The sequence below is a fragment of the Caulobacter vibrioides genome, assembly GCF_002858865.1.
Taxonomy (GTDB): Bacteria; Pseudomonadota; Alphaproteobacteria; order Caulobacterales; family Caulobacteraceae; genus Caulobacter; species Caulobacter vibrioides.
In genome coordinates, this window is sequence record NZ_PJRR01000014.1 from 41,464 (window position 1) to 67,284 (window position 25,821).

24 protein-coding genes and 4 pseudogenes are annotated in these 25,821 nt (G+C 68.1%); 22 read left to right on the forward strand and 6 right to left on the reverse strand.

What is annotated here, in order from left to right; all coding sequences use genetic code 11:
• Positions 1-9: 9 nt before the first annotated feature.
• The gene (locus tag CVUC_RS09935) at positions 10-2,484 is read left to right on the forward strand and encodes a TonB-dependent receptor (RefSeq protein ID WP_096032556.1); all 2,475 of its coding nucleotides are present in this window, start codon (positions 10-12) and stop codon (positions 2,482-2,484) included.
• A gap of 126 nt (positions 2,485-2,610) precedes the next feature.
• Here the strand turns inward: CVUC_RS09935 and efp are convergent, their stop codons facing one another.
• Positions 2,611-3,177 carry an elongation factor P gene (efp, locus tag CVUC_RS09940; protein ID WP_010918607.1) on the reverse strand — a complete coding sequence of 189 codons (567 nt, stop codon included), beginning with the start codon at positions 3,175-3,177 and terminating at the stop codon, positions 2,611-2,613.
• Positions 3,178-3,297: 120 nt separating this feature from the next.
• Here efp and epmA point away from each other — a divergent pair, with 120 nt between their 5' ends.
• The 9 genes and pseudogenes from epmA to CVUC_RS09985 all read left to right on the forward strand — a co-directional run bounded on the left by epmA (position 3,298) and on the right by CVUC_RS09985 (position 11,141).
• Positions 3,298-4,344 carry an EF-P lysine aminoacylase EpmA gene (gene epmA / locus CVUC_RS09945; RefSeq protein ID WP_096032555.1) on the forward strand — a complete coding sequence of 349 codons (1,047 nt, stop codon included), beginning with the start codon at positions 3,298-3,300 and terminating at the stop codon, positions 4,342-4,344.
• A gap of 135 nt (positions 4,345-4,479) precedes the next feature.
• On the forward strand, positions 4,480-4,758 hold the full coding sequence (locus tag CVUC_RS09950) for a hypothetical protein (RefSeq protein WP_012640045.1): 279 nt from the start codon (positions 4,480-4,482) through the stop codon (positions 4,756-4,758).
• On the forward strand, positions 4,716-5,156 hold the full coding sequence (locus CVUC_RS09955; protein WP_164468070.1) for a tellurite resistance TerB family protein: 441 nt from the start codon (positions 4,716-4,718) through the stop codon (positions 5,154-5,156). Before CVUC_RS09950 ends, CVUC_RS09955 begins: the two co-directional genes overlap by 43 nt.
• Before the next feature lie 283 nt (positions 5,157-5,439).
• Positions 5,440-6,141 (forward strand): VIT1/CCC1 transporter family protein, encoded by a 702-nt coding sequence (locus CVUC_RS09965; RefSeq protein ID WP_096032553.1) that lies wholly within the window; start codon positions 5,440-5,442, stop codon positions 6,139-6,141.
• Between the two features lie 157 nt (positions 6,142-6,298).
• Positions 6,299-7,336, forward strand: a complete 1,038-nt coding sequence (locus CVUC_RS09970) for a lysine-2,3-aminomutase-like protein (RefSeq protein ID WP_096032552.1) — start codon at positions 6,299-6,301, stop codon at positions 7,334-7,336.
• Between the two features lie 137 nt (positions 7,337-7,473).
• A complete protein-coding gene (locus CVUC_RS09975) occupies positions 7,474-8,352 on the forward strand; it encodes a 3-hydroxybutyryl-CoA dehydrogenase (protein ID WP_096032551.1) in 879 nt (292 codons plus the stop codon).
• A gap of 33 nt (positions 8,353-8,385) precedes the next feature.
• Entirely contained in the window at positions 8,386-9,627 is a 1,242-nt protein-coding gene (locus CVUC_RS09980) for a DUF418 domain-containing protein (RefSeq protein WP_096032550.1), read from the forward strand.
• 39 nt (positions 9,628-9,666) lie between these two features.
• A pseudogene (locus tag CVUC_RS20380) lies at positions 9,667-9,786 on the forward strand (hypothetical protein); the annotation flags it as partial.
• Positions 9,787-10,112: 326 nt separating this feature from the next.
• On the forward strand, positions 10,113-11,141 hold the full coding sequence (locus CVUC_RS09985) for a helix-turn-helix domain-containing protein (RefSeq protein ID WP_024265602.1): 1,029 nt from the start codon (positions 10,113-10,115) through the stop codon (positions 11,139-11,141).
• 159 nt (positions 11,142-11,300) lie between these two features.
• On the opposite strand, the pseudogene CVUC_RS20820 reads toward CVUC_RS09985, so the two are convergent.
• The 3 genes and pseudogenes from CVUC_RS20820 to CVUC_RS10000 all read right to left on the reverse strand — a co-directional run.
• Positions 11,301-11,427, reverse strand: a pseudogene (locus CVUC_RS20820) (hypothetical protein); the annotation flags it as partial.
• Positions 11,428-11,429: 2 nt separating this feature from the next.
• Complete coding sequence (gene feoB / locus CVUC_RS09995) at positions 11,430-13,325, reverse strand: ferrous iron transport protein B (protein WP_096032549.1); 1,896 nt, start codon at positions 13,323-13,325, stop codon at positions 11,430-11,432.
• A gap of 4 nt (positions 13,326-13,329) precedes the next feature.
• On the reverse strand, positions 13,330-13,650 hold the full coding sequence (locus CVUC_RS10000) for a FeoA family protein (RefSeq protein ID WP_164468069.1): 321 nt from the start codon (positions 13,648-13,650) through the stop codon (positions 13,330-13,332).
• 188 nt (positions 13,651-13,838) lie between these two features.
• On the opposite strand from CVUC_RS10000, the gene CVUC_RS10005 reads away from it, so the two are divergent.
• From CVUC_RS10005 to CVUC_RS10015, 3 genes are all read left to right on the forward strand, one after another.
• Positions 13,839-15,107, forward strand: a complete 1,269-nt coding sequence (locus tag CVUC_RS10005) for an EAL domain-containing protein (RefSeq protein ID WP_205685767.1) — start codon at positions 13,839-13,841, stop codon at positions 15,105-15,107.
• A 98-nt stretch (positions 15,108-15,205) separates the two neighbouring features.
• On the forward strand, positions 15,206-15,931 hold the full coding sequence (locus tag CVUC_RS10010) for a methylated-DNA--[protein]-cysteine S-methyltransferase (RefSeq protein WP_096032546.1): 726 nt from the start codon (positions 15,206-15,208) through the stop codon (positions 15,929-15,931).
• Positions 15,928-16,614 (forward strand): 2OG-Fe(II) oxygenase, encoded by a 687-nt coding sequence (locus tag CVUC_RS10015; RefSeq protein WP_096032545.1) that lies wholly within the window; start codon positions 15,928-15,930, stop codon positions 16,612-16,614. The genes CVUC_RS10010 and CVUC_RS10015 overlap by 4 nt, the downstream gene beginning before the upstream one ends.
• Positions 16,615-16,791: 177 nt before the next feature.
• On the opposite strand, the gene CVUC_RS10025 is transcribed toward CVUC_RS10015, so the two are convergent.
• The gene (locus CVUC_RS10025) at positions 16,792-17,358 is read right to left on the reverse strand and encodes an NnrU family protein (protein WP_096032544.1); all 567 of its coding nucleotides are present in this window, start codon (positions 17,356-17,358) and stop codon (positions 16,792-16,794) included.
• Positions 17,359-17,504: 146 nt separating this feature from the next.
• Here CVUC_RS10025 and CVUC_RS10030 point away from each other — a divergent pair, with 146 nt between their 5' ends.
• From CVUC_RS10030 to CVUC_RS10040, 3 genes are read left to right on the forward strand one after another with little or no spacing between them, the layout of a single operon-like run.
• Positions 17,505-18,365 carry a TIGR01459 family HAD-type hydrolase gene (locus CVUC_RS10030; RefSeq protein ID WP_164468068.1) on the forward strand — a complete coding sequence of 287 codons (861 nt, stop codon included), beginning with the start codon at positions 17,505-17,507 and terminating at the stop codon, positions 18,363-18,365.
• 57 nt (positions 18,366-18,422) lie between these two features.
• Positions 18,423-18,848 carry a MaoC family dehydratase gene (locus CVUC_RS10035; protein ID WP_024265597.1) on the forward strand — a complete coding sequence of 142 codons (426 nt, stop codon included), beginning with the start codon at positions 18,423-18,425 and terminating at the stop codon, positions 18,846-18,848.
• Positions 18,848-19,789, forward strand: coding sequence for a bifunctional riboflavin kinase/FAD synthetase (locus CVUC_RS10040; protein ID WP_096032542.1), 942 nt, complete (start codon positions 18,848-18,850; stop codon positions 19,787-19,789). The genes CVUC_RS10035 and CVUC_RS10040 overlap by 1 nt, the downstream gene beginning before the upstream one ends.
• Here CVUC_RS10040 and CVUC_RS20385 read toward each other — a convergent pair.
• Positions 19,786-19,857 (reverse strand): annotated as a pseudogene (locus CVUC_RS20385) (hypothetical protein); the annotation flags it as partial. The gene CVUC_RS10040 and the pseudogene CVUC_RS20385 sit on opposite strands and share 4 nt — an antisense overlap.
• A gap of 75 nt (positions 19,858-19,932) precedes the next feature.
• Here CVUC_RS20385 and CVUC_RS20825 point away from each other — a divergent pair.
• The 6 genes and pseudogenes from CVUC_RS20825 to CVUC_RS10065 form a co-directional block, all read left to right on the forward strand.
• Positions 19,933-19,998: pseudogene (locus tag CVUC_RS20825) on the forward strand (hypothetical protein); the annotation flags it as partial.
• 81 nt (positions 19,999-20,079) lie between these two features.
• Positions 20,080-21,171, forward strand: coding sequence for a S1C family serine protease (locus CVUC_RS10045; protein ID WP_096032541.1), 1,092 nt, complete (start codon positions 20,080-20,082; stop codon positions 21,169-21,171).
• Between the two features lie 176 nt (positions 21,172-21,347).
• Positions 21,348-21,392 (forward strand): hypothetical protein, encoded by a 45-nt coding sequence (locus tag CVUC_RS20020; protein WP_024265596.1) that lies wholly within the window; start codon positions 21,348-21,350, stop codon positions 21,390-21,392.
• A gap of 78 nt (positions 21,393-21,470) precedes the next feature.
• Complete coding sequence (gene ileS, locus CVUC_RS10055) at positions 21,471-24,476, forward strand: isoleucine--tRNA ligase (protein WP_096032540.1); 3,006 nt, start codon at positions 21,471-21,473, stop codon at positions 24,474-24,476.
• Positions 24,477-24,622: 146 nt separating this feature from the next.
• Positions 24,623-25,129, forward strand: a complete 507-nt coding sequence (lspA, locus tag CVUC_RS10060; RefSeq protein ID WP_010918586.1) for a signal peptidase II — start codon at positions 24,623-24,625, stop codon at positions 25,127-25,129.
• 112 nt (positions 25,130-25,241) lie between these two features.
• On the forward strand, positions 25,242-25,811 hold the full coding sequence (locus CVUC_RS10065) for a DUF3035 domain-containing protein (RefSeq protein WP_012640037.1): 570 nt from the start codon (positions 25,242-25,244) through the stop codon (positions 25,809-25,811).
• The last annotated feature ends 10 nt before the right edge of the window (positions 25,812-25,821 follow it).

Consider the following 25,821-nt stretch of genomic DNA (forward strand, 5'->3'; position numbering starts at 1 on the left):
GGCAGAGTCATGCGAACCAAGACCAAGATGACGGGCCATGCGGCCCTGCTGTGCGGCGCCGCGTTGTGCGCCTTGCTGGCGACGGCCGCTCAGGCGGCTGAAACGCCGGCGACCGCAACCCCGGCGGCGTCGCCGGATACCGACCCGAACAGCGTCGAGCAGGTGATCATCACCAGCACCCGCGAAACGCGCTCGGCCGTGGCCATGGAAGCCCAGCAGATCCAACGCGTGCTGCCGGGCGCCAGCCCGCTGAAGGCCATCCAGTTCCTGCCCGGCGTGATCTATCGGACCGCCGATCCGTGGGGCAATAACGAGCAGAACCTGTCGCTCTTCGTCCACGGCTTCTCGACCCAGCAGCTGGGCTACACGATGGACGGCGTGCCGCTGGGCGACCAGCAGTACGGCAACTACAACGGCCTGTCGGTGTCGCGCGCCGTGACCAGCGAGAACGTCTCGCGCGTGACCCTGTCGTCGGGCGCCGGTTCGCTGGGCGTGCCCTCGACCAGCAACCTGGGCGGCGCGATCGAAACCTTCAGCCGCGATCCGGGCGCCGAGCGCAGCCTGACCGTCAACCAGACCTTCGGCAGCTATGAAGCCTCGCGCACCTTCCTGCGCGCGGAGTCGGGCGAGATGGCCGGCGGCTTCAAGGGCTATCTGTCGTACCTGCGCCAGGACGCCAAGGCCTGGGACTTTGACGGCAACCAGCGCGGCCACCAGGTGAACCTGAAGCTGGTCCGCGAAGGCGAAAAGGGCGACCTGACCTTCTACGCCAACTGGCAGATGAAGGTGGAGCCGAACGAAGACGCCACGGCCTTCGGCAACCAGCAGACCGCTGCGGCGCGGAACTTCACGCCCTATACCCGCGCCTTCATCTATCCGGACCTGGCCGGCTGCACGGCCAACCTCACCGGCGGTCCGGGCACCCCGCCCCCGGCCCAGGGCAACAACTTCTCCAACTGCTTCAGCGCCGCCCAGCGTGAGGACATCCTCACCTACATCAGCTACGCCTGGAAGCCGACCGAGACCCTGACCTGGACCAACCAGGCCTATTATCACTACAACTTCGGCCGCGGCATCGTGTCGGGTCCGGTCAACACGGCCGGCCTGCCGGGCCTGTTCGCGACCTACTATCCGAACCTCGTGGTCGGCACCACGACCAGCCCCACCACCCTGACCAACATCGTCAACCTGTTCGGCGGCAGCGGCTATGCGGTGCGCACCACCGAGTACCGCATCAACCGTCCGGGCCTGATCTCGACGGTCGAGTGGACGCTGGGCGATCACCAGATCAAGGGCGGCCTGTGGTTCGAACACAACGAGCCGGCCCAGCAGCGCGCCTGGTATCCGATGACCAAGGCGAACAACAACCTCTCGCCGTACGACGTGCCGCGCGGGAACAAGGTGCTGACCCAGTACGCCAACGCCTTCTTCATCAACAACCTCCAGCTGCACCTGCAAGACCAATGGCGCGTGACGCCCAAGCTCCTGGTGCAGGCCGGCTTCAAGTCCAGCCTCCAGGACGCGACGGGCAAGTTCCCGGTCAACCAGAAGAACCTGCCGACCGTGGCCGTGCCGGTCCAGTTCCCGACCGGCAGCATCGAGTCGAACAAGTGGTTCCTGCCGCAGGCGGGCCTGCTGTGGGACGCCACCGAGAACGACCAGGTGTTCGTCAACGTCCAGCAGAACATGCGCCAGTTCATCCCGTACGGCGCGGGCAGCGGCTTCTACGGCTTCTCGGCCTGGAGCCTGGGCACTCAAGCCGCCTTCGAGCTGTTCAAGACGACGGTGAAGCCGGAAACCTCGTGGACCTATGAGGCGGGCCTGCGCTCGCGTCGCGAGGTGGCCTGGGGCCCGATCACGGGTATCGAGGGTCAGATCAACGCCTATAGCGTCAAGTTCAGCAACCGCCTGCTGAACATCGCGCCGTTCAACTTCATCAACCCGGCGCCGGCCATCCTGGCCAATGTCGGCGGCGTGACCACCAAGGGCGTCGACCTGGCCGGCACGATCAAGTTTGGTCCGCGCTTCCAGATCTACAACGCCGTCTCGTTCAACGAGTCGAAGTACGACAGCGACTACCAGAGCGGCACCACCCTGGTGAACGGCGTCTCCACGCCGGTCTCCGTGGCCACCGGCGGCAAGTTCGTGCCGCTGACCCCGCGCTGGATGAACAAGACCATCGCCCGCGTGAATCTGGGCAAGTTCGACGCCCAGATCAGCGGCGACTACATCGGCAAGCGTCCCGTCACCTATCTGAACGACCTGTCGGTCAAGGCGATGATGCTGGTCGACCTGCAGGCCGGCTACAGCTTCGACATCGCCGACGGCGGCATGCTGAAGGGCCTGCGCCTGACCGCCAACGTCACCAACCTCTTCGACAAGAAGGGCGTCTCGACGGCCGGCGTGACCAGCAACTCGGGCGGCTATGTCGCCTTCCCGCAGCCGCCGCGCATGGGCTTCGTGACGGTGTCGGCGGAGTTCTAGGACCACAAACCTGTGTCATCCCGGAAGCCTCGCAGAGGCTATCCGGGATGACACGATACTGAGCCAAAGAAAAAGGCCCGGCGGAGCGATCCGCCGGGCCTTTGTCTGTTCGGACAGGTCGAAACCTTAGTCCTTGGCGCGTTCCACGTAGGAGCCGTCTTCGGTCAGGATGACGACCTTGGTGCCCGCGGTGATGTACGGCGGCACGGTGGTCTTGACGCCGTTGCTGAGCACGGCCGGCTTGTAGGACGACGACGCGGTCTGGCCCTTCACCGACGGTTCGGTGTCGACGATCTCAAGGACCACGGTGCGCGGCAGGTCGATGGCGATCGGCACGTCGTTGTGGGTCGACAGGATGACGGTCATGCCTTCCTGCAGATAGGGGGCGGCGTCGCCGATCACGTCCTCGGTGGCCACGAGCTGGTCGTAGCTTTCCGGGTTCATGAAGTGATAGCCGTCACCGTCGCTGTACAGGAAGGTGTGGTTGCGGTCGTCCACGAAGGCGCGCTCGACCTGCTCGGTCGTGCGATAGCGCTCCGACACCTTCACGCCATCCGAGATGCGGCGCATGTTCAGCTGGGTCACCGGGGTGCCCTTACCGGGGTGGATGTTTTCGGCGCTCAGGACGACATAGAGCTTGCCGTCCATATCGACGACGGAGCCTTTGCGGAGCGAGCTGGCTGCGACCTTCACGTAGTTACGTTCCTTGGATGAAAGCGCGCGCGAGGCCGCGGGCGCGTTCGTGCTATTGATCCGTGAGCGCCCTCGTATAGCGAAAGGGGCGAAATCTCCAGCCTCTTCGGTTTTGCAGCCTTGTCCCTAGCTTCCTCCTCCTGGTGGCGCGCCGGCGTCCACGCCGACCGCCGGCCGTTCCTCTTGGCCCGCAACCGGATCACCAAGGCGTTCCGCGCCTGGTTCGAGGATCAGGGTTTCGAGGAGGTCGAGGCTGCGGCCCTGCAAGTCTCGCCCGGCAACGAGGCGCATCTGCACGCCTTCGCCACCCAGGCCCTGACGATCGCCGGCGAGGCCAGTCCGCTCTACCTGCACACCTCGCCCGAGTTCGCCTGCAAGAAGCTCCTGGCGGCAGGCGAGAACAAGATCTTCAGCCTGGGCAAGGTGTGGCGCAACCGCGAGCGCGGGCCGCTGCATCATCCCGAGTTCACCATGCTGGAGTGGTACCGGGCCGCCGCCCCCTACCAGACCCTGATGGACGACTGCGCCGTCCTGCTGGCCCTGGCCGCCGAGACGGCGGGGACCACGCGCTTTGCCTTCCGGGGCATGACCTGTGATCCCTTCACGGCGCCCGAGCGCCTGTCGGTGGCCGAGGCTTTTGCGCGCCACGCGGGTGTCGACCTCCTGGCCAGCGTGGCGGCGGACGGTTCGACCGACCGCGACGCCCTGGCCGCGCAGGCGCGCAGCGCCGGGATCCGGGTGGCCGAGGACGACGGCTGGGCCGACATCTTCAGCCGGATCATCGTCGAGAAGGTCGAGCCACGCCTGGGCGAGGGCCGGGCCACCATCCTCTGCGAATATCCGATCAGCGAGGCGGCCCTGGCCCGTCCCAAGGACGCCGACCCGCGCGTGGCCGAGCGGTTCGAGCTCTATGCCTGCGGGGTGGAGCTGGCCAATGCGTTCGGGGAACTCACCGACCCGGCCGAGCAGCGCCGCCGGTTCCTGATCGAGATGGACGAGAAGGCGCGGATCTATGGCGAGCGCTATCCGATCGACGAGGACTTCCTGGCCGCCCTGGCGCACATGCCGCCGGCGTCGGGCTCGGCCCTGGGCTTTGATCGGCTGGTGCTGCTGGCCACCGGCGCGCGGCGGATCGAGGACGTGGTCTGGACGCCGGTCGCGGGGTGAAAATCCTCGCCGCATATAAAAAATGCACGACCCCTCTTGCGAACTGCACGCGTTCGCACAAGATAGAGAAAGCGGGCCGGGCCCCTCTGACGTAGTCGACACCCCCATGTCGAACGTGATGTCGGACCGCATCGGGTGCGCTCGATGTTGGGTCCTGGCGGCTTACCCCCTCTCGCCATACCCCTCGCCCGGCGTCGGGCGCGCCCCTCGACACCAGAGGAGCGCCCATTGACCCTATTGAACGCCCGACAACTGCGCGCCGAGATCGCGCGGCTGACGACCGCCCTGCATGAAGAAGCCCGCAAGCCGACGCCCGATCGCGGCCTGATGCGGCTGTGGGATCTGCGCCGCGAGCGGCTCAAGGAGCAGCTGTGGTCGCAGGAGACGAACGCCACAGCCGCGCGGTGGCGGTGATCCCGCCCAGGGACCCTCACGAGCATCATCGCGAACAGCTGGACGCCCTGGTCGCCGCCTGCGTGCTGATCGCCCAGGTCGACGGCGCCGTGACGCCCGACGAGCGCGGCCGGATGGTCGAACGCCTGAAACTGCACGCCGGACTGGAAGGCGCTGACCTGGAGGCCGCCCTGCGGGCCTTCGAGGCGCTGGACGCGCGCTTCGACGCCCGCCCCGAAGAGACCTGGGTCGAGGCCGAGCTGATGATCCGCCGCCTGAAGGGCAGCGCCGAGGCGGAAGGCGTGGCCTCGGCCGCCGTGGCGGTGTCAATCGACGGCGGACTGGAGGCCGAGGAGCGCGCCGCGGTGCTCGACATCTGCGGCTGGCTAGGCGTGAGCCCGGTGCGGGTTCTGCCCTAGGGGCCTTATGCGGTCCGCTGAGATTGTTTTCTCTCGTCATCCCGGCCGCAAGACCGCGTAGCGGGCTGTAGCGCCGGGACCCAGGGGCCACCGCACGATCGCTTGCCCCTGGGTCCCGGCTCTCCGCTTCGCTGCGGCCGGGATGACGAACGGTTTGGTCTTTGCAGCGCCGGAGGCTTTGGCTTCCGCCCTTGAAGGCGTCCCTAACCCTATGAGCGCTTGACGCGGATCAAGGCCGCGCGCCCTGCGTTGACCCAGAGTGGTTGCAAACAGGGAGCGACGCATGACCCGTCTGAAGGTCCATGTCGAACGGCACGCGGTGTCGCGGATCGGCTGGCTGCGCGCGGCGGTGCTGGGCGCCAATGACGGCATCGTCTCGACCGCCTCGCTGGTGGTCGGGGTGGCGGCGGCCGAGGCCACGCGCGGTCCGATCCTGCTGGCGGCCGGCGCGGGCCTGGTGGCCGGCGCGATGTCGATGGCGGCCGGGGAGTATGTCTCGGTGGCCTCCCAGGCCGACAGCGAGGCCGCCGACCTGGCCCGCGAGCGCGCCGAACTGGCGACCCAGCCCGAGGAAGAGCTGGAGGAGATGACCGCGATCTATGTGGCGCGCGGCCTCACGCCCGACCTGGCCCGGCAGGTGGCCGAACAGCTGAACGCCGGCGACGCCCTGGCCGCTCACACCCGCGACGAACTGGGCATTTCCGAGCACGTCACCGCACGCCCCGTGCAGGCGGCCCTGACCTCGGCGGCGACCTTCGCGGTGGGCGCGGCGATGCCGCTGGTGGTCTCGCTGCTGGCCCCGCTGCCGGTGATCATCCCGACCATCACGGTGGCCACCCTGGTGTTCCTGGCGGTGCTGGGCTGGCTGGGCGCCCGGACCGGCGGGGCCAGCCCCTGGAAGCCGATGCTGCGCGTCACCTTCTGGGGCGCTCTGGCCCTGCTGGTCACCGCCGTGATCGGCAAGCTGTTCGGGGCCGTGGTCTAGGGCGTGACGCCGAAAGTGGGAACCGGTTTCGGCGCAAGTCACGCTCTAAGTGTTTGATTGAGAGCCTCGCGCGTCAAAACGATTCCGTTTTGGCGCGCGAGGCTCTCGGGGGCGCTGTTTGCGTTGGGGCGGAAAATCCCGCATATCCCCGCGCCTCATGTCCCCCGCCCAGACCCTTCGCGACGCCCGGTCCCTGACCGAGGCCGGATTGGTCCCGTCCGAGCGCCTGCCCGCGCTGGAGGCGGTGGCGGCGCGCTATGCGGTGGCGATCACCCCGGCCATGGCCGAACTGATCGATCCAGACCGCGACGATGACCCGATCGCGCGGCAGTTCGTCCCCTCCCCGCAAGAGCTGGTGTCCAGTCCGGGCGAAGACGGCGACCCGATCGGCGACGCCGCCCATAGTCCGGTCGAGGGGATCGTCCATCGCTATCCCGACCGGGTGCTGCTGAAGCCGACCCACACCTGCGCGGTCTATTGCCGGTTCTGCTTCCGGCGCGAGATGGTCGGGCCCGAGGGGCTGTCAAACCTGACCCCCGCCCAGCTGGACGCGGCCTTCGCCTATATCGCGCAGCGCCCGCAGATCTGGGAGGTGATCGTCACCGGCGGCGATCCGCTGGTGCTGTCGCCGCGTCGCCTGGCCGACCTGATGGACCGGCTGGAGGCGATCGACCATGTCAAGATCGTGCGCTTCCACACCCGCGTGCCGGCCGTCGATCCCGGCGCGGTGACGCCCGAGCTGGTGGCGGCGCTGAAACGCTCGTCCAAGACCGTCTATGTCGCACTGCACGCCAACCACGCGCGCGAGCTGACCCCCGCCGCCCGCGCGGCCTGCGCGCAGATCGTCGACGCCGGCGTTCCGATGGTCAGCCAGACCGTGCTGCTGCGCGGGGTGAACGACAACCCCGAAACCCTGGTCGAGCTGATGCGGGCCTTCGTCGAGACGCGGATCCGGCCCTACTATCTGCATCACGGCGATCTGGCCCCCGGCACCGCCCATCTGCGGACCACGGTCGCCGAGGGGCAGGCGATCATGCGGGCCCTGCGCGGGACGCTGTCGGGCCTGGCTCAGCCCACCTATGTGCTGGATATCCCCGGCGGCCACGGCAAGGTTCCGGTCGGCCCCAACTACCTGTCCGACGGCGCGGTCGAGGACCCGGACGGCGCGGTTCGCCCCTATCCGCCGACGGCTTGATCGCCGCAGCGCCCACGCGCCCCGTTGCGACGCAGCAAAGCCTTGGCGAGGTCAGGGTTTCTCGTGCTAGAAAAGTTGTCACAACAGATGGCCCGGACTGTGCGTTCGGCGCGAAATCAAGCGAAGGCTTGGCTTTTATGAGTGAAATCAAGACGGTCGGCGTGATCGGCGCCGGCCAGATGGGGTCGGGCATCGCGCATGTCGTCGCCCTGGGCGGCTATGACGTACGGCTTCACGACGTTTCGCGCGAGCGGATCGACGCCGGCATCGCCGTGATCGAGAAGAACATGGCCCGCCAGGTCGGCCGTGGGATCATCGATGACGCGGCCATGAAGGCGGCCCTGGCCCGCATCCAGCCCGCCGAGGGCCTGGAGGCGATCGGCGCCACCGACCTCGCCATCGAGGCGGCCACCGAGAACGAGGAGGTCAAGAAGTCGATCTTCCGCAGTCTGCAGCCGCACCTGAAGCCCGAGACGCTGCTGGCCTCGAACACCTCGTCGATCTCGATCACGCGCTTGGCGTCGGCCACCGACCGCCCCGAGCGCTTCATCGGCCTGCACTTCATGAACCCCGTGCCGCTGATGAAGCTGGTGGAGATCATCCGCGGCATCGCCACGGACGTCCCGACCTACGAGCGCGCGGTGACCTTCGCCCAGTCGCTGGGCAAGATCACCAGCAACGCCGAAGACTTCCCCGCCTTCATCGTCAACCGCGTGCTGGTGCCGATGATCAACGAGGCGATCTACACGCTGTACGAAGGGGTCGGCACGGTCGACGCCATCGACACGGCGATGAAGCTGGGCGCCAACCACCCGATGGGCCCGCTGGAGCTGGGCGACTTCATCGGTCTGGATACCGTGCTCAGCATCATGAACGTGCTGCACGAGGGCCTGGCCGACAGCAAATACCGCCCCTGCCCGCTGCTGGTGAAATATGTCGAGGCCGGCTGGCTTGGCAAAAAGACCGGACGCGGGTTCTATGACTACCGGGGCGAGACGCCGGTTCCCACGCGCTAAGCGAGCGGGCGGCGTCTCCGAAAAGGGGACGCCATGACCGACACCACCGCGCCGTTGACGGAGGCCCTGCGCCCCGTCGCCAAGGCTGACCGCCACCTGAGCCTCGACGTCCTGCGGGGCCTGGGGGTGATGGGTATCCTGGCGGTCAACGCCGTGGCCTTCGGCCTGCCCATGCCGGTCTACATGTCGCCGGAGCTGTCGCCCTTCGGGATGGCGGGCGCCGAGGCCTCGGCCTGGTGGGTGGTCCAGACCTTCTTCCACTACAAGTTCATCACCCTGTTCTCGATCCTGTTCGGGGTGTCGATCCTGCTGGTCGGCGGCGAGCGCTCGGACAAGGCGCGCGGCGCCCTGCTGCGCCGCCGTCTGGGCTGGCTGCTGGTGATCGGCCTGCTGCACGGTCTCCTGATCTGGTTCGGCGACATTCTGCTGCTCTACGCCTGCACGGGCTTTGTCGCCCTGCTGGCGCGGTCCTGGACGCCCAGGCGGCTGTTCACGGTCAGCCTGACCATCCTGCTCCTGGGCTCGGCCCTGGCGATCGCGCCGCTGTTCCTGCTGGAAAGCGCGCCGGCCGAGCTGCAGCAAAAGATCATCGCGGAGATGAACCAGCCCGGGTCGGGGGTGGACGTGGCGGCTGCGACGGCGGCGATGCGCGGGGGGCTGGTCGCGGCCCTGGGCGAAAACTTCAAGAGCTGGATGATCCTTCAGCCCATGAGCGTCATCGTGTTCATCTGGCGCACGGGCGCCCTGATGCTGCTGGGCATGGCCCTGTTCAAGACCGGCTTCCTGACCGGCAAGGCCAAGACCTGGGTCTATCTGCTGCTGATCGCTCTGGGCGGCGCGGGCCTGGCCTGGACCGGCTGGGAGAGCAGCATGAAACTGGCCACCGACTTCGCCAAGCCGCAGGCCCTGGGCCGCTTCAACATGGCCTATGAGTTCGCCAGCCTGCCCATCACGCTCGGCTATGCGTCGCTGGCGATCCTGCTGATCCGCTCGCGCGCCATCGCGGGCCTGCTGAACCCCGTAGCGCGCCTGGGCCAGATGGCCTTCACCAACTATCTGACCCAGTCGCTGATCATGACGACGATCTTCTGGAGCGGGCGGGGCCTTGGCCTGTTCGGCGAGTTCAACCGCGTTGAACTGTGGGGCTGCGTCGTCGCCATCTGGGCGCTGCAGCTGATCTGGTCGCCGCTGTGGCTGTCGCGCTTCTCGATGGGGCCGATGGAGTGGATCTGGCGCCGCCTCGCCTACGGCAAGGGGCTCGCGCGCGGGGCCTGAAATCGCAAGAGCCCTCTGGCTTGGCGGCATCCGCGTTGAGTGTGGGCGCTCACGCGGATGGAAATCCTCGTCCTTCGACAAGCTCAGGATGAGGATTTTGTGCGAACCGCAGCGACCTGTCGTCCTCACCCTGAGCCTGTCGAAGGGCGAGGACGGCTGAGCAGCTCTTTGACTTGAAGGATGTCGAGGCGCGCTCCCCCCCGGGGCGCGCCTCCTTTTCCGCCGGTATCAGGCCTTGTCGCAAGGCCTGGAGATCGAGCCCCCCCGAGGCCGACGCGATAGGGGAATCGCGCCGGCTAGACCGCCGAACCCCGGCGGAGGAGTCGACGACCGCTCCCTCGAGCGCGCCAACTACCCCACCGGCGCGCCCGAAAAAGCCCGCTCCTTTTGGCGGTGCGGCGCCGGTCTGTCATTGCCCGCACGTCCACGTTCTATTGTCTCGCCGTCCGGAATCGGCGAGAGGCTCCTCGAACTGTCGAGGACCCATGGACGCTGAAACTCCGCCTAGAGACTTATGGATCCTGGACGCCCGCGAGCAGGCCGACGCCGCCGAGCGCTACCGGCAAGCCTGCGCCCAGTTGTTCGACGTCACCCTGCTGGAGCCCGACACCGCGTTCCACAATCGGATGGACGGCTACAATCTGGGCGGCGTCGTCCTGGCCCGCTGCAAGGGCGTGCCCCAGCGCTTTGATCGTCGCTACGCCCACATCATCGCCGACACCGCCGACTCGGTGCTGGCCGTGCTGGAGCTGAGCTCGGGCGGCTGGAGCGGGATCTATGACGGGCGACCGGCCGACAGCGGCATGGGCGCGATCCGTCTCGTCGACATGTCGCGGCCGTTCGACATGACCACCGCCGCCTTCGAGACCCTGAACCTGGCCATCCCCCGCGCGACGCTGGACGAACAGGTCGACCACATCGACTTTCATGGCCGCGTGGTGTCGGAGAATACCGCCACCGGGCGGATTCTGGGCGCCCATATGCGGGCGGTCTGGGACAGCATCGAGACGATCACCACCGCCGAGGCGGCGCTGGCGGCCAAGGCGGCGGCGACGCTGTTCAGCGCGGCGATCCTGGCCCACGGCGAAGTCGCCGGCGCCGACGCCCGGCCGATCGAAAAGATGCTGCTGGCCTCGGCCCGCGACTTTGTCATCGGCCGGCTGGCCGACCCGGAGCTGTCGCCCGAGGCGGTGCGCCAGCACCTGGGGGTCTCGCGCAGCCTGCTCTACCGGGTGTTCGAGCCCGCCGGCGGCGTCAGCGCCTTCATCCAGGCGCGACGCCTCGATCAGGCTTTCGACGAGATCATCCGCGATCAGAGCGAGCGCAAGACCCTGGCCGAGATCGGCTATGGCCTGGGCTTCCGCTCCGACGCCCACTTCAGCCGCGTGTTCCGCGCCCGTTTCGGCGTGACACCGGGCCGCCTGCGCCGCCTGGGCGCCTCGGCGCGTCAGGAGGGCCTGTCAGCCCTGGAGCGGCCGGACGACGTGTTCGTGTGGATCGGGAGCTTGTTGTAGGCGCTCTTGCACGCAGGGCGGAGGAGGCCGAACGTCTTTGCGTCCTTCGAGGCTCGCCTTCGGCTCGCACCTCAGGATGAGGAACACTGCTGCTGAACACCTCATCCTGAGGTGCGCGCTCCTGAGCGCCCCTCGAAGGACGCAAGGACGCCCCCTCCGTCACGCGGCTACGCCGCGCGCCACCTCCCCCGCAAGCGGGGCAGGAGGGTGTCCAAGTCCTCCTCCCCCGTAACACGGGGGAGGTGGCGCGGCGCGGATACGCGACGTGACGGAGGGGGCGCTCTGGCCCTACCCAGCCCCCAGCGCCACGGCGACGTGGTAGGTGATGAAGGCCGCGATATAGGCCAAGCCCACCATGTAGACGAACATCACCGTCGGCCAGACCCAGCTGTTGGTCTCGCGCTTGACCACGCCCAGGGTGGGCAGGCACTGCGGGGCGAAGACGTACCAGGCCAGGAACGACAGGGCGCTGGCCAGCGACCACTGGTTCTTCAGCAAGGTCGACAGGGCGCCGGTCTCGCCGTCCTCGCCGCCTACGGCATAGACGGTGCCCAGTACGGCCACGGCCACTTCGCGGGCGGCCATGCCGGGGATCAGGGCCACGGTCATCTGCCAGTTGAAGCCGATCGGGGCCATCAGCGGCGCCAGGAACTGGCCCAGCTGTCCGGCGATGGAATAGTCGATGGCCGGCCCCGTCGCGCCTTCCGGCGGATAGGGGAAGGTCGACAGCACCCAGACCAGAACCATCAGCGGCATGATGATCCGGCCGGCCCGGCTGATGAAGATGCGGGCTCGGGCCCACAGGTTCATCAGGACGTTGCGGGGCTCCGGCCAGCGATAGGTCGGCAGCTCCATCATGAACGGCTCGACCGCGCCGCGCCAGAACACGCGCCGGATCACGAACGACACGAGCAGCGCGCTGACGATGCCGCCGGCGTAGAGGCCGAACATCACCAGGCCCTGCAGCGACAGTACGCCCCAGACCGTCTGGTTGGGAATGAAGGCGCCGATGATCAGGGTGTAGACGGGAATCCGCGCCGAGCAGGTCATCAGCGGCGCGACCAGGATCGTGGTCAGGCGGTCCTGGCGGTTGTCGATCACCCGCGTCGACATGATGCCGGGAATAGCGCAGGCGAAACTGCTGAGCAGCGGGATGAACGCCCGGCCGTGCAGGCCCGCGCCCCCCATGATCTTGTCCATCAGGAAGGCCGCGCGGGCCATGTAGCCGCTGTCTTCCAGGAGCAGGATGAAGAAGAACAGGATCAGGATCTGCGGCAGGAACACCAAGACGCTGCCGACGCCGGCGATCAGACCGTCGGCGATGAAGCTGGTCAAAAGCCCCTGCGGCAGACGGGTGTTGGTCAGTTCGATCAGGGCCGCGAAGCCGCCGTCGATGATATCCATCGCGGGGGTGGCCCAGGTGAACACCGCCTGGAACATCACGAACAGCAGGCCCAGCAGGATCACCAGACCCGCCGCCGGGTGCAGCAGCACGTCGTCGATCTTGCCGGTCATGGTGTCGGGCCGCTCGGGCGGCTTGACGCAGAGCTTGAAGATGCGCTGGGCCTCGGCGTGGGCGGCGCGGATCTCGGCGGGGCTGGGCTCGTGCCAGACATTGTCGCCGGACAGGGCCTCGCGGTCGACCAGGGCCTCGACCTTTTCCAGCAGCTCGGGCAGGCCGCGCTTGCGGGTGGCCACCGTGGTGACGATCGGCGCGCCGATCTCGGCCTGCAGGCGCTCGACATCGATGCGCAGACCCTGGCGCTGGGCGATGTCGAACATGTTGAGGGCCAGCACGAACGGGCGGCCCACCTGCTTCAGCTCCAGGGCCAGACGCAAAACCAGGCGCAGATTGGTGGCGTCGGCCACGCAGACCAGGGCCTGGGGGGCGTCTTCGCCGGCCAGCTTGCCCAGCACCGCGTCGCGGGTCACCACCTCGTCGGGGCTGCGGGCGCGCAAGGAGTAGGTGCCGGGCAGGTCCAGAACGCGGATCTGGCGGCCGCTGGGCGCGGTCAGCACGCCCTCTTTGCGCTCAACGGTGACGCCGGCGTAGTTGGCCACCTTCTGGCGGCTGCCGGTCAGGGCGTTGAACAGCGCGGTCTTGCCGGAATTGGGATTGCCGACCAGGGCGATGCGGGCGGTGTCGATGACGGGGGGCGCGGCCGCGCCGGAATCGGGAGCCAAGGTCTTAACGTCCGTCGAATTTCACGCTGATCGCACCGGCCTCGCGGCGGCGCAGGGCCACGCGGGTGTCGTCCACCCGCACGGCGATCGGATCGCGGCCGAACAGGCCCTCGTGCAGCACCTCGATCGCGGCGCCCTCGACGAAGCCCATCTCCAGCAGACGACGCTCCAGCTCTTCGGCCTCCACCGCTTCGGCCGCGCCGCTATGGCCGGTGACACGGACGATCACGCCGCGCTCGCCCAGGCCGGCGCTGGCCAGGGTCCGCACGCCGGACGCGCTCTCGGCGGGGTTGAAATCAGGCGACAAAACGAACGCTTCGGACATCATGGCTCCGATGGGAATGCGAACGATTATCAGTCGAAGCGACCAATGTCGATTCAGGGATCCCGCCGTTCTGGGTTATGCTGCGCCCTTAAGGTTTGTTGGGACCGAATGGCGCAGTCCCGTTAATCTATTCGACTCTTCAGGCCGGGACCGGTCTGATTGCGTGTAACGATTCGTGTGGACGGTTTATGCGTAGGCTGATGCTGGCGCTCCTGACGGGCGCTTATCTCTGTCTGGCTTTGCTTGTCTCCCTGTTCCTCTTGAGAACGGGAGCGACTCCGTCCGTGGGCGTCTCGGCGTTCATCGGCACGTTGGGCCTGTGCTTTGCGTTCCACGGCCTGATCGCCCAAGCGCTGATGGGCGCGGCACTGCGCGTCGACATCGACACCATCCGCGAAGCCCACGCCATCCTGCTGGACCAGATCGAGAAGGTCGACGCCCGCGTCACCGACCTCGTCGACACCGTCGCCGCCGACGCCCAGCGCCGCTCCGAGGAGCTGTCCAGCGAAGTCCACCAGTTGGAAGACCTGATCCAGCAGATGAACGACCGGCTGGAGCACCAGCTGACCCACCAGGTGGCCGCCGCCTCGGCCCGCACCAGCGCCCGCGACCGCGCCCCGCAGGCCAGCCACATGCTGCAGGTGGTGCAGGACGCCCTGGCCGAGAACCGGGTCGACCTCTACCTGCAGCCGATCGTCAGCCTGCCCCAGCGCCGCACGGTGTTCTACGAGAGCTTCTCGCGCCTGCGCGATGAGACCGGCCGTGTGATGATGCCGGCCGAATATCTGGCCGTGGCCGAGCCCGAGGGCCTGATGACGGCCATCGACAACCTGTTGCTGTTCCGCTGCGTGCAGATCGTCCGCCGCTTGGCCAAGCAGGACCGCAAGGTCGGGATCTTCTGCAACATCTCGCTGGCCAGCCTGGGCGACGAGAGCTTCTTCCCACAGTTCCTGGAGTTCATGCAGGGCAACAAGGACCTGGCCGGGGCGGTGTTCTTTGAACTGGGCCAGGCGGCGTTCGAGCGTCGCGGCCCGGTCGAGGCCCGCCACATGGCCCGTCTGGCCAGCCTCGGCTTCAGCTTCAGCCTCGACAAGGTCAGCGACCTGGACGTCGACTTCCAGGACCTGGCTCGCGCCGACGTGAAGTTCCTCAAGGTCGGCGCCCAGATGATGCTGGACCAGCTGGAAGAGCAGGACGGCAAGCTGGTCATCACCTCGCTGCCCGACCTGAACGCCAGCGACTTCGCCGCCCTGACCCGCCGCTACGGCATCGAGGTGATCGTCGAGAAGGTCGAGGCCGAGAAGCAGGTCGCCGAGGTGCTGGATCTCGACATCGGCTATGGCCAGGGCCACCTGTTCGGCGAGCCGCGCGCCATCCGCGATGCGGTGCTGGCCGAGGCCGATCCGCCCGCCGACTTCATCCGCGCGCCGATGCGTCGCCGCGCCGTGGGCTGGTAGGACGCGACTGCTGACACGTCCGGGTAGCGGGCCGCAAGGTTCGGAATGATCACGGGCGCGGCCTGGCGCATGGTCTCCTCACGAAAGGAGACCTTCCGATGACTGCTCCGACCTATCCCGACGACGACGCCCGCTGGAACGCCCTGCGCGCCAAGGACCGCGCCGCCCAGGGCGCGTTCTATATCGGCGTGCGCACCACCGGCATCTACTGCGTGGCCAGCTGTGGCGGACGGCCGCTGCGCAAGAACGTCGACTTCCACGCCACGCGCGAAGCGGCCAGGGCTGCGGGGTTGCGCGCCTGTCTGCGCTGCAAGCCCGACCTCGATCGCGAGACTCTGCGCTGGGGCGTCGTCGAGACCAGCCTTGGCCTGGCGCTCATCGCCCGCTCGGACGCCGGGCTTCGCCTCGTGACCCTGGGCGACGATGTCGAGAGCCTGCGCGGCGACCTCGAGACCCGCTTCAAACAAGCCCGCCTGATCCCCGACACCGCGGGCCTGGCCGCCGACCTCGCGGCGGTCGCAACCCTGGTGGACCATCCCGAGCAGCGCCCCGACCTGCCGCTCGACGCCTTGGGCACCGACCTGCAGAAGGCCGTCTGGGCCGCGCTGCGGCGGATCCCGGCCGGACGCACCGTGTCCTATGCCGACATCGCCCACGCCATCGGCCAGCCTAAGGCGTTCCGCGCGGTGGCTCAGGCTTGCGGGGCCAATCCGCTCGCGGTGATCACGCCCTGCCACCGGGTGGTGCGGTCGGACGGCGGCCTCTCCGGCTATCGCTGGGGCGTGGCGCGCAAGCGTGCGCTGCTGGCGCGCGAGGCCGCGTGACTCTCGACTGGACCCGCATCGCCGCCGAGCTGGACGCGCGCGGCTGGGCCCTGACCGGCCCCCTGCTCAAGCCCGAAACCTGCGCGGGCGTGGCCGACCTCTATCCCCGCGACGAGGGCTTCCGCAGCCGCGTGATCATGGCCCGCCACGGCTTTGGGCGCGGCGAGTACAAGTATTTCAGCTATCCGTTGCCCGACGTCGTCCAGCGGCTGCGGGAGGGTCTCTATGGCCCGCTATCGGGGATCGCCAACCGTTGGGCGGAGCGGCTGGGCGAAGACCGCCGCTTTCCGCAGACGCTGGAGGGGATGCTGGATCGCTGCCACGACGCGGGCCAGGCGCGGCCGACGCCCCTGCTGCTGACCTACGGCCCCGGCGACTACAACTGCCTGCACCAGGACCTCTATGGCGAGCACATCTTTCCGCTGCAGGCCGCCTTCCTGCTGGACGAGCCCGGCCGCGATTTTACGGGCGGCGAGTTCGTCATCGTCGAGCAGCGTCCGCGCCAGCAATCGGCTCCGCAGGTGGTGCCGCTAAGACAGGGCGAAGGCGTGATCTTCGCGGTGCGGGAGCGCCCGGCCGACGGGACGCGCGGCGTGCATCGGCGGATGCTGCGGCACGGGGTGAGCGAAGTGCGGTCAGGGAGACGGCGGACGCTGGGGGTGATCTTTCATGATGCGACGTGAGGCGTGAAACCGCTCTCCTCCCCCATAGGGGGAGGGGGACCGGCGAACGCCGGTGGAGGGGCCCTGTGGGACGGCGAGCGCACCACCGCTTCGCGGACCCCCTCCGTCTCGTCGCGTATTCGCGCCGCGACACCTCCCCCTAATGGGGAGGAGAGGAAACCACGACGCTTCCGAACCTCACCCCATCGGCGAAACGCCAAACAGCAGCCGGTGCAGCACGAACACGAACACCAGATACAGCACCGTCCCGCCCAGCACGCCGATCAGGTCCGAGCGCGGCTTGACCACCACCGGGGCCGGCTCCTTGCGGCCGATGGCGGAGAACAGATCCACCACCGCCCAGGCCAGGAACGCGCCGAACAGCATCACCGAGGCCTGGTCGCCATTGGCCATCAGGTGGCCGGCCGACCACAGGATCACGCCCAGCAGCATCGGGTGGCGCACGGTGGCCTTGATCCGTCCGGCCGGCGCATTGGCCGTGGGCAGCAGGATGAAGGCGAGCCACACCAGCAGCATGGCCGCGTGACGCCCCCAGGCGGGCGGGTCGTAGAGCTGCGGCGCGGCGGGGCGATAGACGATCCAGCCCCAGATGATCAGGCCAAGCCCGGCGGCGGCGACCAGCGAATAGAGCCCGCGCCAGCGCTTGGGGTTGGCGGCGACCTGGGCGTCGCGCAGCGGCGCGGCCAGGATCCGCACCGAGTGGATCCCTAAAAACAGCACAAGGCCAAGAACCAGAATCGTCATGACGCTCTCCCGTAGGCGCGCAGGATAGTCACGGAACGCGGGTCTTCGATAGCGTGGCCGCCTGGACCTTGAATCCCGCCGCCCAGGGCTCAGCTATGAGGCCGGGCCGCATTGACGCCCCGTTCCTAGACCGCTACCGCCGAGCCATGATGGACTTCCCCCCCGGCCTCTCCGCCCTTTCCGACCGCTATGACGTGGTGCTGAGCGACGTCTGGGGCGTGATCCACAACGGTGTCGCCAGCTTCCCCGAGGCCTGCGACGCGCTGACCAAGTGGGCGCAGACTAAGGGCCCGGTGGTGCTGATCTCCAACTCGCCGCGCCCGTCGCACGACGTGGTCGCGCAGCTGGATGCGCTGGGCGTGCCGCGCTCGGCCTGGCAGGGCTTCGTCACCTCGGGCGACGCGACGCGCGCGCTGCTGAAGGCCAATGCGCCGGGCAAGGTCTGGAAGATCGGCCCCGCCCGCGATGAGGTGCTCTATGAGGGCATCGACCTGGTCGCCGCCGGCTGCGAGGACGCGGACTTCATCTCGTGCACCGGCCTCTACGAGGATGAGGTCGAGGTTCCCGAGGACTATCGCGACCGCCTGAAGGTCGCCGCCGAACGGGGCCTGCTGTTCATCTGCGCCAATCCCGACCGCGTGGTGCAGCGCGGCGATCGGCTGATCTACTGCGCCGGCGCCCTGGCCGATCTCTATGAGAGCCTGGGCGGCAAGGTGGTGATGGCCGGCAAGCCCTTTGGCCAGATCTACGACCTGGCCGTGGCCGAGGCTGCGCGCCTGCTGGGCCGCCCGGTCGATCGCGCGCGCATCCTCTGCGTCGGCGACGGCGTCATCACCGACGTCAAGGGCGCCCACGACCAGAAGCTGGCCTGCCTGTTCGTGGCCAAGGGCATCCATGGCGACAAGGCCGTGGGTCCCGACGGCCAGCTGGTTCCAGACGCCGTCCACGCCCTGCTGGACGCCGAAGCCGTGGGCGCGACTCACGCGATCGGCGATCTGGTGTGGTGACGGCGTTTTGAGCCGCTACACTCTGTGCAACGCACAATAAGAACCGCAGGGAAGCGCGTGATGCAGGGCAAGTTCCTGGAAGAGCTGAGCGTCGGCCAATCGGCCGAACTGGTCCGCACCGTGGGCGAGGCCGACATCGTGGCCTTCGCCGAAGTGACCGGCGACAACAATCCCGTCCACCTGGACGCCGACTACGCCGCCCAGACCAGCTTTGGCGAGCGCATCGCCCACGGCATGCTGTCGGCCGGCTATATCTCGGCGGTGCTGGGCACGACCCTGCCCGGTCCCGGCGCGATCTATCTGTCCCAGACCCTGCGCTTCAAGCGCCCGGTCAAGATCGGCGACGGCGTCACCGCCCGCGCCACCATCACTGAAATCGACGAGGCCAAGGCCCGCGTCACCTTCGCCACGGTCTGCCTAGTCAACGGCAAGCCGGTGGTCGAGGGCGAGGCTGTGATCATGGTCCCCCGCAAGGCCGCCTGATGCCCCTGAAGACTGTTCACGCCTGGAAGAACCTGCCCCCGGAACACCGTGGCGCGTCCGTCGCGCTCGGCAATTTCGATGGCGTGCATCGCGGCCACCAGCAGGTGATCGCCCAGGCCGCGAAGGCCGCCCTGACCGGCAAGACCCCGCTGGGCGTGATCAGCTTCGACCCGCATCCGCGCCGCCTGTTCCGGCCGAGCGAGCCGGCCTTCAAGCTGATGACCCAGGGCCAGCAGGCCCGGGCGCTGGCCGGACTGGGGGTCGACACCTTCTACCTGCTGCCGTTCGACTTCGAGATGGCCAGCTACGGCGACCGCGAGTTCGTCGAGAAGGTGCTGGTCGAGGGGCTGGGCGTCACCCACGTGGCCGCCGGCTTCGACATCTCGTTCGGGCGCGGCCGCACCGGCAGCCCGGAACTGCTGCGGACCTATGGCCAGGAGTACGGCTTCACCGTCTCGATCGCCGAGCCCGTGGCCGGCGGCGATGGCGAGAAGTTCTCGTCGACCGGCGTGCGCGACGCCCTGCGCGGCGGCCAGCCCGAGCAGGCGGCGGCCATCCTGGGCCGCCCGTTCGCCATCGAGGGCGTGGTGCGGCGCGGCCAGCAACTGGGCCGTCAGCTGGGCTTTCCCACCGCCAATGTCGAGGTCGAGGACTATGTGGTCCCGAAACTCGGCGTCTACGCCACCCGCACCCGCCTGCCCGACGGGCGCGAGGTGCCCGGCGTGGCCAATCTCGGCAACAACCCGACCACGGGCCTGGTCGAGACCCGGCTGGAAACCTGGCTGTTCGACTTCGACGAGGACCTCTACGGCCAGATCATCGAAACCGACCTGGTGGCCTTCCTGCGCCCGGAGCTGAAGTTCGACAGCCTGGAGCTGATGATCGAACAGATCCGCCGCGATGAGCAGGCCGCGCGGGCGATCGTCGCGCCGGGGTTTTAGGGGGCGGGCAAAGGTCGCTCTCTCCTCCCCCATCGGGGGAGGGGGACCCGCGAACGCGGGTGGAGGGGGCCTCGTGTGGCGGGGTTCCATCCCGTGGTCGGCGGGAGAAGCGGATACTGATCTGACAGAGGCGTAGCCGGCTCGGCTGGCCCCTCCACCGCCGTTCGGCGGTTCCCCTCCCCCAGAGGGGGAGGAGAAAGACGCACAGAACCCCGCTCCCGCCGTCGGAGAAATCCTTTCCTCCCGCCGCGCCAGCCGTTAACCTTGATGAACGTCTAGGTGGGGGCCGGATGCTCAAGGGCCGGAAGTATCATCATTTCGCGCGCGCCAGGCGGCCGGTCGCGCCGCGTCGGCACGAGATCCTGGCCTATCCGGACGGGGCGCAGTTCGTGTTCGACACCGGCAAGGCGGTCGAGGTCGAGGGCGGCTATTGCGCCCTGCCCGACGGCGACTTGCTGGACGCCTATTCCAACGCCGTGGTCCGCGCCGTCGAGCATGTGGGCCCCAGCGTCGTGCGCATCCATCCGATGCTGGCGGACCCGCGCATGTCGGGGGTGGGCTCGGGCTTCGCCATCGCTGAGGGCGGGCTGATCCTGACCAACAGCCACGTGGTCCAGGGCGCCAACCGCTTCATCGTCATCACCGCCGAGGGCCGCAGCCTGACCGCGCGCTGCGTGGGCGATGATCCCGACACCGACCTGGCGCTGATCAAGGTCGACCAGGCCGTCGAGATCCCCACCGCGCGGCTGGGCGACTCCAAGAAGCTGCGGCGCGGTCAGCTGGTCATCGCCATCGGCGCGCCGCTGGGCTTCGAGGCCACCGTGACCACCGGCGTGGTCTCGGCCCTGGGCCGGTCCTTGCGCGCCGAGCGCGGCCGCCTGATCGAGGACCTGATCCAGACCGACGCGGCGCTCAATCCGGGCAACAGCGGCGGCCCGCTGGTCAGCTCGACCGGCGAGGTGGTCGGCATCGCCACGGCGATCATCGCCGGCTATCAGGGCCTGTGTTTCGCGGTCGCGGCCAACACCGCCAAGTTCGTGATCGGCGAGCTTCTGGCCCATGGCCACGTACGGCGCGGCTCGATCGGCCTCGTCGCCCAGCAGGCCCCGATCCCGCCGGCCCTGGCCCGCGCCACCGGCGTGCACCAGCCCTATGCGGTCTATGTGGCCCATGTCGACGCCGGCGGCCCGGCGGCCAAGGCCGGGATCAAGGAAGGCGACCTCCTGATCGCCGCCGGCGAGATGCTGCTGACCGGCCTCGACGACCTCTTGCGCGCGCTGGACAACCACAGCATCGGCAAGCCGACGGTGTTCACCCTGATCCGCCATGCGCGGCTGATGCAGGTGACCGTGACGCCGAAGCTACGGAAGCCGGGGGCTTAGGGGGCTTAAAATCCTCCCCCCAGCGGGGGAGGTGTCGGCTCGAAGAGACGACGGAGGGGGAAGAGGCAGGCGCTCAAGCCCTTCCCCCTCCGGTCGCTTCGCGACCACCTCCCCCGCTGGGGGGAGGATCTTTGACGCACTGGCCTTGCCGCCCCCCGTCTGCTATCCCCCACCCCATGAGTTCCGTTCGGAAGATGTCGCGAATTATCCGCCCGGCGTGACGCCGCCGGACGATCCTCCAGCGCGCGCCGGGTTCCTCCCGCCTTCTTCCGAAATTTCCAGAGCCGGATTCCATTCCCATGGCCGACGACGCCACGACCGCCCGCGACTATCGCGAAACCGTCTTCCTTCCCGACACCCCGTTCCCGATGCGCGCGGGCTTGCCCAAGAAGGAGCCGGAAATCCTCGAGGGCTGGGCGGCCCTCTCCGAGAAGGGCCTGTACGGCGCGGTGCGCCAGAAGCGTCAGGCCGCCGGCGCCCCGCTGTTCGTGTTCCACGACGGCCCGCCCTACGCCAACGGCGCGATCCACATCGGCCACGCGCTGAACAAGATCCTCAAGGACTTCGTGGTCCGCTCGCGCTTTGCGCTGGGCTATGACGTCGACTACGTGCCGGGCTGGGACTGCCACGGCCTGCCGATCGAGTGGAAGATCGAGGAGCAGTTCCGCGCCAAGGGCCGCCGCAAGGACGAGGTCCCGGCCGAGGAGTTCCGCCGCGAGTGCCGCGCCTATGCCGGCGGCTGGATCGAGGCCCAGAAGACCGAGTTCCAGCGCCTGGGCGTGCTGGGCGACTGGTGGAACCGCTACGCCACCATGGACTTCACCTCCGAAGCCAAGATCGTCGAGGAGTTCCACAAGTTCCTGAGCACCGGCCAGCTCTATCGTGGCTCCAAGCCCGTGATGTGGAGCCCCGTCGAGCGCACGGCCCTGGCCGACGCCGAGATCGAGTACCACGACCACGTCTCGCCCACGATCTGGGTGAAGTTCCCGGTCAGGGAGCAGAATGAACCAGAGGGTTTGACCGCTGTCGGTGAGTTCGACACAATCCCGGAAGGTTCTTCGTCGCTGACCAACGCCAGCGTCGTGATCTGGACCACCACCCCGTGGACCATCCCAGCCAACCGCGCCATCAGCTTCAACCCCAAGGTCGAGTATGGCCTGTATGAGGTGGAAGCCATGGAGCAGAACCTCGAGTTTGCCCCGTGGTCCAAGGCCGGCGACCGCCTGATCATCGCCGACAAGCTGGCCGAAGACGTCCGCAAAGCCGCCAAGGTCGCGACTTGGCGACGGGTTGAGCCCGTCGATCCAACAGGTCTTGTGTGCGCGCACCCGCTAGCCAAGTTTGCGCCAGAACCTAACTACGGCCTCGGTTTTGGCTTTGATGTGCCGCTGCTGGCCGGTGATCACGTGAACGACGACGCCGGCACTGGTTTCGTCCACACCGCGCCAGGACACGGTGCAGATGACTACCTAGTTTGGCTTAAGAGCCACACCCAATTGATTTCAGCGAATATCGACACATCTATCCCCGACACCGTCGACGCCGACGGCGCTTACTATCCGCACGTGCCCCTGTTCGCGGGTCTCAAGGTGCTGGAGACCGAAGGCAAGAAGGTCGGCAAGTTCGGGCCCGCCAACGGCGCGGTCATGGAAAAGCTGATCGAGGCCGGAAACCTGCTGGCGCGCGGCCGCGTCGAGCACAGCTATCCGCACAGCTGGCGCTCGAAGGCCCCGGTGATCTTCCGCAACACCCCGCAGTGGTTCATCCGCATGGACCACGCGGTGGACTCGCTGGGCGGCAAGACCCTGCGCGAGGTGGCCGTGCAGGCCATCGCCGACACCGCCTTCTATCCGGACGGCGGCCGCAACCGTATCGGCGCCATGGTCGAAACGCGTCCCGACTGGCTGATCAGCCGTCAGCGCAACTGGGGCACGCCCCTGGCGATGTTCGTCGACAAGCACACCGGCCACCCGCTGAACGACCCCGAGGTCAACGCCCGGATTCTTGCCGCCATCCGCGAGGGCGGCGCCGACGCCTGGTTCACCCGTCCCGACGCGGACTTCCTGGGCGCGTACGACCCGGCCCAGTACGAGAAGATCACCGACATCCTCGATGTCTGGTTCGATAGCGGCTGCACCCACGCCTTCACGATCGAGGGCCGCGCGGACAGCGCCTGGCCGGCCGACCTCTATCTCGAAGGCTCGGATCAGCACCGCGGCTGGTTCCAGTCCAGCTTGCTCGAAGGCTGCGGCACCCGCGGCCGCGCGCCCTACAAGGCCGTCGTCACGCATGGTTTCACCATGGACGAGAACGGCGAAAAGATGAGCAAGTCGCGCGGCAACACCATCGAGCCGCAGACGATCACCAAGGAGTCCGGCGCCGAGATCCTGCGTCTGTGGACCGCCATGGTCGACTACCAGGAAGACCAGCGGATCGGCAAAACGATCCTGGCCACCACCACCGACGCCTATCGCAAGCTGCGCAACACCATGCGCTACCTGTTGGGCGCTCTGGCCGGCTTCGACGAGGAAGAGCGCGTCACCGACTACGACCAGTTCCCGGCGCTGGAGAAGTACATCCTGCACCGCCTTTGGGAACTGGATGGCCAGGTCCGCGAGGCCTATGAGAGCTACCGCTTCTCGGACGTGATCCGCCCGCTGATCGAGTTCTGCCAGGGCGACCTGTCGGCCCTCTATTTCGACGTGCGCCGCGACAGCCTCTATTGCGACCGCCCTGACGCCCTGAAGCGCCGGGCCTATCGCACCGTGCTGGACTATGTCTTCGACCGCCTGACCATCTGGCTGGCCCCGCTGGCCAGCTTCACGATGGAAGAGGCCTGGACCACCCGCTTCCCCGAGGCTGGCCCGGTGGCCTATCGGGTGATGCCGGAGCGCGTCGACGCCTGGCGCAACGACGCCGAGGCCGCCCGCTGGGCCAAGGTCGAGAAAGTCACCAGCGTCGTGACCGGCGCCCTGGAAGTCGAGCGCCGCGAAAAGCGGATCGGCTCGGCCCTGGAGGCTGCGCCGGTGGTGCACGTCGCCGACGAGGACCTGCTGGCCGCCTTCGAGGGCCTGGACGCCGCCGAGGTGTTCCGCACGTCTTCGGCCACGCTCGTGGCCGGCGACGCCGGCGCCTTCCGCGTCGACGAGGTCAAGGGCGTGTCGGTCGATCCCAACAAGGCCGAAGGCAAGAAGTGCGCCCGCTCGTGGCGCATCCTGCCGGAGGTCGGAACCGATCCGCGCTATCCGGAACTGAGCCTTCGCGACGCCGACGCCGTGGCCTACTGGGACGCGGGGCGCGGCTAGCTCTTTACCCTTCTCCCCTTGCGGGAGAAGGTGTCGCGCAGCGACGGATGAGGGGTTGTACGGTGCCCCCGGAGAGACCCCTCATCCGACCTGCTTCGCAGGCCACCTTCTCCCGCAAGGGGAGAAGGAACCGTGGGAAAGATAGCTTGCCGTCACTCTCCATCACCCGCCAAGGCTGGATCGCCTACGCCATCGCCGCCGTCACGGTGGTGCTGGACCAGATCTCCAAGCTGTGGATCCTGGGCCTGTTGGGCCGTGAGCCGGGCGCGAGCCTGCCGCTGCTGGGGCCGATCCACCTGACCATGGTCCATAACTACGGCATGAGCTTTGGCCTGCTGCGCGACAGCGACTGGGGCCGCTGGCTGTTGATCGGCTTTTCGATCCTGGTGGTGATCGGCCTCGCCGTCTGGGTCCACAAGGCGACGAGGCCGCTGCTGGCGGTGGGGATCGGGCTGATCATCGGCGGGGCCATCGGCAACAACCTGATCGACCGGGTGATCTACGGCTATGTCGTCGACTTCATCGACGTCTCGCGCCTGTATTTCCCCTGGGTGTTCAACATCGCCGACTCGGGGATCTCGGTGGGCGTGGCCCTGCTGCTGCTCGACAGCTTCCTGTCGGAAGAGAACAAACTGTCGCATCAGACCGAGTAGTTTTGGCCGATTGCCGCCGCAATCGCGTGGGACATTGGCGCCCGCGCGAGGATGTCGTATCGAGAGCGTCCGAATTTTTGGGCCGGGGGTCGGCCTGCTGGAGCATGGTTTGATGAGTTTCAACCGGGTCGCCGCGATTAGCGCCCTGACCGCCGTGGCCGCGATCGGCCTGGCCGGCTGCACCTCGACCAAGAAGGCCCTGGGGATGGACAAGGTCGTCCCCGACGAATTCCGCGTGGTCAGCAAGGCCCCGCTGGTGGTTCCGCCGGACTACGCCCTGCGCCCGCCGGCGCCCGGCGAGCCGCGCCCGCAGGAACTGCAGCCCGAAAGCGCCGCCCGCGCCGCGCTGATCGGCCAGAACGCCGCGTCCGGCCGTTCGGAAGGCGAGCGCCTGCTGGTCGCCCGCGCCGGCAGCGACAAGGCTGACCCGCTGATCCGCTTCGTCGTCGACGACGAAAACGGCGACCTGGCCCACAAGGACGAGAGCTTCGCCAGCAAGGTGATGTTCTGGAAGAAGGGCGAGGCCAAGACCAACGTCGCCGCGGCCGCCGAGGCCGGCGCCAACGCGCCGCTGGAAATCGACGCCGCCGCCGAAGAGGCCCGCCTCAAGACCCTGGTCGGCAAGGGCGGCGTGGTGATCAGCCGCGACAAGAAGACCGGCATCAAGCTCCCGGGCCTGTAAGGGCCGGACG